The sequence below is a fragment of the Stenotrophomonas maltophilia genome, from assembly GCF_013464485.1.
GTDB classification, from domain to species: Bacteria; Pseudomonadota; Gammaproteobacteria; order Xanthomonadales; family Xanthomonadaceae; genus Stenotrophomonas; species Stenotrophomonas maltophilia_AW.
Map to the genome: position 1 here is coordinate 109,418 of NZ_RAUX01000033.1, position 7,291 is coordinate 116,708.

Annotated in this window: 4 protein-coding genes; all 4 read left to right on the plus strand. The window is 64.2% G+C overall.

Annotated features, from left to right (window positions below; all coding sequences use genetic code 11):
- The first annotated feature begins 9 nt into the window (after positions 1-9).
- Complete coding sequence (locus D7Y61_RS15600; protein ID WP_180867562.1) at positions 10-360, plus strand: hypothetical protein; 351 nt, start codon at positions 10-12, stop codon at positions 358-360.
- Between the two features lie 120 nt (positions 361-480).
- A complete protein-coding gene (locus tag D7Y61_RS15605; RefSeq protein ID WP_180867564.1) occupies positions 481-3,210 on the plus strand; it encodes a type VI secretion system Vgr family protein in 2,730 nt (909 codons plus the stop codon).
- Position 3,211: 1 nt separating this feature from the next.
- Positions 3,212-4,183 carry a DUF4123 domain-containing protein gene (locus D7Y61_RS15610; RefSeq protein ID WP_180867567.1) on the plus strand — a complete coding sequence of 324 codons (972 nt, stop codon included), beginning with the start codon at positions 3,212-3,214 and terminating at the stop codon, positions 4,181-4,183.
- Positions 4,170-7,291, plus strand: a 3,122-nt coding sequence (locus D7Y61_RS15615) for a T6SS effector BTH_I2691 family protein (RefSeq protein ID WP_275943048.1), incomplete at its 3' end; no start/stop codon positions are given. The genes D7Y61_RS15610 and D7Y61_RS15615, both read left to right, overlap by 14 nt.

Below are 7,291 nucleotides of genomic sequence, written 5' to 3' on the forward strand. Positions count from 1 at the left end.
GAGAACGCTATGGAATTCTATGGATTTGACCGCGAAGCCGCCCTCAACCACTGCGACAGCCTGGAACTGGGCCTGGGTCGTGAACTGGACCGTGTACGTGCCTGGAACCGCCTGCGCCCCGAGCACGTGATCGAACTGCTGGACACCGCTTTGCCGGCCGCGCGCCAGGATGCACGCAACATCGCCGCGCAGATCAGCCGCGGTTCCTGGCGCATCCACATGGATGCCCCGGTGGTCGGCAAGCCGCAGCTGGTGAGCAACGTGCGCGAGCTGCAGATCACCGCCGGCGGCCGCGACTACCGCCTGAAGATCAGCGAAGGCGTGCGCCTGCAGCTGGAAGAGATCGTCCAGGCTGCCTGATGGCCGTGCGTGCCTGTCGCCCCTGCAGGGGCGCAGGCCGCGCGGAAGCGGGAAGCGGAGTACACCGATGCGCATGCCGCATGCAGACCACCTTGAAGCACGGGAAGCCGGGGAAGCACCATGGATCTGGTAAACAACCTGCGGGCCGCGCTGGCCGGCCCTTCGCACGCACAGCGCTTCCTGCGGCTGCACACGTCGCTGGGCAGCGACGTGCTGGTCGCCGAAACCCTCGATGGCGTCGAGCAGATCGACGGCATCGGTTTCCAGTGGACGATCACCGCCCTGTCAATGGACGCCGGCCTGGCGCTGGCGCCGCTGATCGGGCAGGGCGCCCTGCTGCAGCTGCAACAGGCCGATGGTAGCGTGCGGCCGCTGCATGGCCGTATCACCGCCGCCGAGCGGCTGGGCAGCAACGGCGGCCTGGCCCGCTATCGGCTGCGTCTGCAGCCGTGGCTGGCCTTCCTGTCGCAGCGGGTGGACAGCTACGTCTTCCATGACAAGACTGTGGTCGAGATCGTCGAGGACCTGTTCGCCGACTACGGCGGACTGGCACCGGCCTGGCGCTGGTCGCTGGGTGACGCCAGCCAGTACGCGCGGCGCAGCCTGACCACGCAATACCAGGAAAGCGACCTGGCCTTCGTTCAGCGCCTGCTGGCCGAAGAGGGCATCTATTACTGGTTCGAGCATGCCGGCGAGCCCGGCAGCGCGGACTTCGGCACGCACACCCTGGTGCTGGCCGACCACAGCCATGACACGGCCGAACTGGGCAGCGTGCGCTTCCACCGCCGTGACGAGAGCGAGCGCAGCGACAGCGTGCAGCAGTGGTCGACCGCGCACCGCTGGCGGCCGGGCAAGGTCGAGCGTGCGACCTGGGATTACCGCACGCTGGAACGCCGCCAGGCCAGTGCCGAGGCCGGGCAGGGCAACGACCTGGGCATCGTCGACCGCGACACCTGCGGCCCGTATGGCTGGCAGGACAACGCCCGCGGCCAGCGGCGCGCGCAGCAGCATCTGGATGCGCTGCGCGTGCGCGCGCACACGATCGAAGGCGCCGGCCAGTGGCGAGCGCTGGCGCCGGGCGCGCGCTTCAGCCTGTCGCAGCATCCGCAGGTGGGCGAGGACGCGTCGTTCCTGTGCCTGTCGGTGCGGCACCAGGCGCGCAACAACCTGGATGCCGACGTGTTCGACGCGCTGGAACAGACCCTCGGACCGGCCAGCGTCACCGTACCGACGCTGCCTGGCGCACTGTCCGGGCTGGCCTATGGCGATGCGCCCGATGACGTGTCCGCCGCGTTCTACGACAACCGCTTCGTCGCCATCCCGGCCGAAGTGAACTATCGACCCCAGACCGAGGACGGCCATGGTGCACACCTGCATCCGCGGCCGACCATCACCGGCACGCTCAGTGCCATCGTGGTCAGCGACGGTGACCCGCTGCTGTCCGACCGCGATCACCGCATCAAGGTGCAGTTCCCGTGGCAGCGCGGCGGTAACGCCAGCAGCGGCCTGGCCCACCCCGGTGGCGACGACAATGCACCGGCCAACGGTGGCGCCTGGACCTGGGTGCGGGTGATGACGCCCTGGGCTGGCGACAACTGGGGCGGCGTGGTGCTGCCGCGCCGTGGGCAGGAAGTGCTGGTGGCGTTCCTGGAGGGCGACATCGATCGCCCGGTGGTGGTCGGCGCGGTCTACAACGGCCGTGGCCAGCAGGATGCGCAGCACAACCAGATCAACGGCGGTGGCGCCAACGCCACCGGCAACGCCGCCGCCTGGTTCGAGGGCAACGACCACGCGGCCGTGTATACCGGCTTCAAGAGCCAGGCGCTGGCCGACAGCCAGGGCGGTACCGGTGGGTATCAGCAGCTGCGCTTCGACGATACGCCCGGGCAGGGCCGCGCGCAGCTGTCCACCACCCAGCACGAGACCACGCTCACCCTGGGGCACCTCAAGGGCGGCCAGGACAACGTGCGCGAGGGCGAGCGCGGCTTCGGCGTGGAGCTGGCCACGCAGGCCCAGGGCGCACTGCGCGCCGGCCGCGGGCTGCTGCTGACCACCGAGCAGGGCACGCCGCAGATGGCGGCGCCGCAGGCACTGAGCCAGCTGCAGGAAAGCCAGCAGCTGCTGCAGCAGCTGGCAGAATCGGCCGCCAACCAGCAGGCGCAGCTGCCGAGTGACCCGAAAGAGCTGCCGGTCGATACCGCCCTGACCGAGCTGCAGGAAGCGCTGCGTGCTACCCACAGCGGCAGTGCCGCGGGCAGCATCGCGGGCGGCGACGGCGAAGCACCGGGTTGGAGCGCACCGGTGCTGCTGGGCAGTGGCGTGGCCGGCGTGTTGAGCCTGACCCCCGCCGACCAGGTCTGGGTGAGCGGCACCCACACCACCCTGGCCAGCGGCGTGGCGCTGAACTGGATGACGCAGGGCTCACTGACGATGGCCGTGGCCGGCGGCCTGGTGCTGTACACCGCGGGCGTGCAGCCCAGTGGCGAAAGCCCGAACCAGGAGCGCGGCATCGCGCTGCACGCGGCACAGGGCAAGGTGAGTGCGCGCGCACACAAGAACCAGGCGATCGTGGCGGCCAAGACGCAGGTGCGCATCGCCAGTACCGAAGCGGACGTGCAGCTGTCGGCGCCGAGCAAGCACCTGCTGGCGACCGCGGCGGGCGCCTACATCCGGATTGAAGGCGACAACATCGAGCTGGGCGCGCCGGGAAAGGTGGAGTTCAAGGCGAGCCAGCGGGAGTGGGTGGGGCCGGCGAGTGTGGCGGGGGAGCTGGCGGTGCCGTCCGGTGACCTCAAGGCGTGCCCAACAAAGGACAGCGAGCTGGCAACTGCTGGCGCTGCAGTTATCTGAGATGATTCATCACTCACTTGAGTCGTTGGTCCGGGACGTCGGCGAAAGGCTGCACGGAGTACGTCAGCCGCGTTGGGCCGCTGCAGTCATTGATCCATTCGTACACGATCCATTTGATGATGGGTTCTTGGCGGACCTGGGCGCAGCAAAAATCAGAATCAATGTGCCGCTCCGTGACAGGGTGTCATCCCGCCTTCCGTACCTCCTTCTGCTGGAAGCCACGTCTCATGGCGTCGCGTTGCTGCACACCACCTGCCTTGAAGCGCTGGAAGAGCAACGGGACTCTGAGCGTGAAGCGGAACATGGATTCGCTATCGGGCCGTGGATTGGCTTCGACTCACATCCCGACGAAGTCGTCAGACATTGGGCCATGATCTGTACGATACGGGTTGCAGGACAGGGGCGGAGATACCTTCGCCTGGCGGACCGGCGGGTACTGAAGTGGCTGTGGCGCCGCCTGGACGCAGCCCAGCAGGCATTCATGGCAGGGCCCATGACGCAGATCCTGGTGTTGGGGCGAGATTCGAGTGTTGCTGAACTCCACGTGCCAATGACACCACGGGGGGAGCGCAGTGAGCATCTTTGGAATTTCGATGTGACCATGCTTGACGACTGCGAAGCTGTGCAGAGCATGCTCAGAGGATGGGCGCGGTTTGCGCCCGCCCTGCCCGAGAACTACCTTGAGCTGGCCGAGTTCGCACTTTCCGAGGCGCGGGCGGCTGGAGCACAAGGGCTGCATGACCAAGTGCTGCTTGGAGCGTACGCATTGCAGGTAGACAATCATGTTCTTAGGTCACCAGAGCTTCGGAACCTTGTAGCCGCATCGCAGGCGCAGGGCGCGAATCTTGCTCTGGCCCTTTCTGCAGTTCCCGATAGCAGGTGGGATGCCATGGCCATGTCTGTAAGGCAGGGCGGATCCGGCGCACGCCATCTGGAGACCACTCAAGGAGAGAGAAGCTATGGCTTCAGGTGATAGCAATCGATACTCAAGCAACGCCATCAGCGCGGCCAGGGGAACCAAGGCGTGCAGCGCTGGTGGTTGCCCGTCATGCGTCAAATCCGGATTGCCCGTGCTGCTTACCCGGCCGGGGTTGGCGGAGGCACGATACGCCGCTCGATCAAGCGTGCAGACACGCCAATTGATGGCTGGGCTTTCTGCGCCGGACCTGAAGTTCTCCGACTATGTCATGCGTACGCTGAGGACGGGGTACGTCTACGTCTACTATCAGACTTCAGAGATGCATGCGCTGATTGGTGGGGACGGGTGGGAGGCCTACGCAGTTGACGAGGCGGGCTATGTCAGCCCGATTCCGTTGGAGAATCCGCCCCTGCCAGAGGAAATGCCGCGCTTCAGTTGTGAGCGTGCGGCAGGCTATGCCGCCGCCATGCTGATCAACATCAAGGAGCCTTCCAAAGCGGGCGAGGTCTGGGTAGGTTTCAGCGAAGTGCCGCTGTCCCTGAAGGTAAGGCAGAACTACGCTGCAAAGCCGGAACTCCTGAATCAGCGCTTTACCCGGCTGAACGCGTCCAACGGTCAGAGTGACCGTGTGCTGGCGCTTTCGGATGGGGCGATCCAGGGGGCAATCGTGGACTACGACGTTGAGCGTGGTCGCATGCTTGAAGGTCTGCGCGGAAATCCTCACCGTCCCGGGCAGGTAGCGCTCGACAAGGATGGCAAGGTCCCGGAGAAGCCTGCTTCTGAAGATGCCCAGACCGAAGAGCGGCGCGAATCCGCAAAGGACGTTGCAGCAGCGGCTGCCGCAATCGCGGCTACCTCCAAGGATCCGGCCGCCAAGCGGCCGTTGATCCTGGGTGTCAGTGACCCGGTTGGCATGGCCCATGAAGCCGCGCACCTGCGATTGACCTTGCCCAGCAAGGCTGTGAAGTGGTTGATGGCGCAAAGGGACGGTGCGCGGCGCCTGCAGACAGCTGTGACGCTGGTGGGCGTCCAGCAGATGCTGGTCGAGCAGGCCAGGGTTCGCGAGGCCGACTTCCGTGATCGCAATCCGCCGGCGATGTCCGCAATGGATCTTCGGGCGGAAATGATCACGAAGGCTGAATTCGAGGCCCGGCAGAAGGCTGGCATTGTTCCGTCGTCTGCGAGTTGGTCGCCGATCGCTATTCCGATGAGCGGTCCTTGGGGCAGCGGCGTGGCCTCGAGCGGGCAGAACGGCTACGGCAACGTGAGCGTGCCCGGTGGTGCGTTCGAGGCCGATGCGCTTGAGCTGATCGAGAAGATCAAAAAAAAGGCGTCGGGCCGGACGCGTGACACCGTCACCGGGAAGTGGTTGGGCTGGGAGGATTACCTGAAGGAGTTCGGCAGGTTCTCCACCGAAGACAAGGCGCTGCGCAAGCGGATCCAGGGGGACCATCGCGATCTTCTGTCGTGGAATGGTCGCAAACTGATCACCGAGTTCGACTTCGATGAGACCAGCCCGGCCGATGGCATCTATTACAGCCAGGTAGTTGCGAATCTGTTGCATGGTGGGCCCATCGACGATGAAGCAGTTGCATGGTATGCAGACTTCGTAAAGGATGATCCAAGCAACAAGGACAACCTCCTGGTCAGGGCAATGCTGGGCAATCAACAGGATAGTTTTGATCAGTTTGCCGCGTGGAGTGTGGAAGAGGGGCAAAGGAACAAGGCGACCGACATTCTCAATAATTTGCTTGATCTGGCCGAGAAGCTCAGCGAGTCCAACCAGGGAGGGAAAGCTTCCGCGCTGGCCGTGAAGCATGTCGGTACGCTGCGGGTGCTTGCACGTGCATATGCCAGCCCGTTGATCGCGATGGTAGGCGCCGTGGCGCTTGGCGCGGGTAAGGTGAAGAAAACGCTTTCTCCGGCATTGTACGACCGGGTGATGGCCCTGATCAGCAGCATGGTCAAACGAGCCGCGCCACAGATTACGCATCTGATCGTGGACGCACCTTTGCGCATGGCCGGTCGTGCATGGCGTGAGGTCTCAAGGGCATTCACTGCGGCTGCAGCCGACACGCCGGCCGGCAAGCAGAATGGCGTGAAGAGCCTGGTGGCTGGAAGCGGAAGCTCGCTCCAGCTGGCTGGTGCGGGTGAGGCAGCAGACGCGCGCGTCAAACTGCATCTCTGGACCAACCAGAGCGAAGAGCAGTTGCGCGCGCTTCAGTCGACGGCCAAGCAGGGGCAATCGGTGGCAAGTGCGCGACCGGCGCCGGGATCGACGGCGGCTGCGGGCGCCGCGGCTGCTGTTGCAGCGGCTCCCATTACCATGGGGTCCAGTGGTCTGATGAGCCTGGCTTCGGCCACTCCCAAGGTAATTGCCGATGCGCCTACCGTGATGAGTGCAGGCGCAGGCATCATCCAGGCAATGGAAATTGCCAAGGCATGGAAGAAGATGGAAGTTGGCACGGCGAAGGAGCGTCGGGACGCCATCTTCAGCTTCTTCTCGGCGGGTCTAGGAGTGGTCTCGGCATTCCTCGATGTCGCAAAATCGTACGCACAGAATGTTCTCAAGAAGGTGCTGGCCAAACGTCTGGAGGCCACCGTTGCTCTGTTTGCCGCTATTGGTTCGTTCATTGATTCGGCGCAGAGCTTTATTGCTGCTGCGGACGATGTGAAGAATGGCCGCGGCGGCGCTTTTGCTGCACATTTGTTACAAGGGGCATCGCTATTTGCTGGTGGGTTCGCTCTTGCTATATACGCAGCATCTGTCTTTGTTCAGGGTTTTGGCGCATCTACTTCATGGCTTGGGTGGGGCATCGTCCTTGTGATTCTCGGCCTTGCGCTCGGCTTCGTTGCCTCGCTTCTAATGACGATTCCCCTCGAGGACTGGGCGGCCAGGACCGTTTGGGGAAGTTCGATCTCGACCCGTTGGGTCACGCAGGAGGAGGAGCTTAAAGAGCTCAATAAAGTTCTTTTGGGCGTTGAGGTGGATGCGCAATATAGAAGTGCGTTCAGCTGGAAGAATGTCGCGTCTGCGGATGACGTGATCATTGGTGGTGCAGTGAAGCGCATGACCGCCCATGATTCCGGTGCGAGGTTCACCAGGGAGTTTGTGGTCAAGCTTAAACTTGTAGAGCAGATGCGGAAGCGGCTGGGAATAAG

Bases quoted from the DNA above. Each gene is read 5' to 3' on its own strand.
- D7Y61_RS15600 (WP_180867562.1), top strand. From the start codon at position 10: ATGGAATTCTATGGATTTGACCGCGAAGCCGCCCTCAACCACTGCGAC.
- D7Y61_RS15610 (WP_180867567.1), top strand. From the start codon at position 3,212: ATGATTCATCACTCACTTGAGTCGTTGGTCCGGGACGTCGGCGAAAGG.
- D7Y61_RS15605 (WP_180867564.1), top strand. From the start codon at position 481: ATGGATCTGGTAAACAACCTGCGGGCCGCGCTGGCCGGCCCTTCGCAC.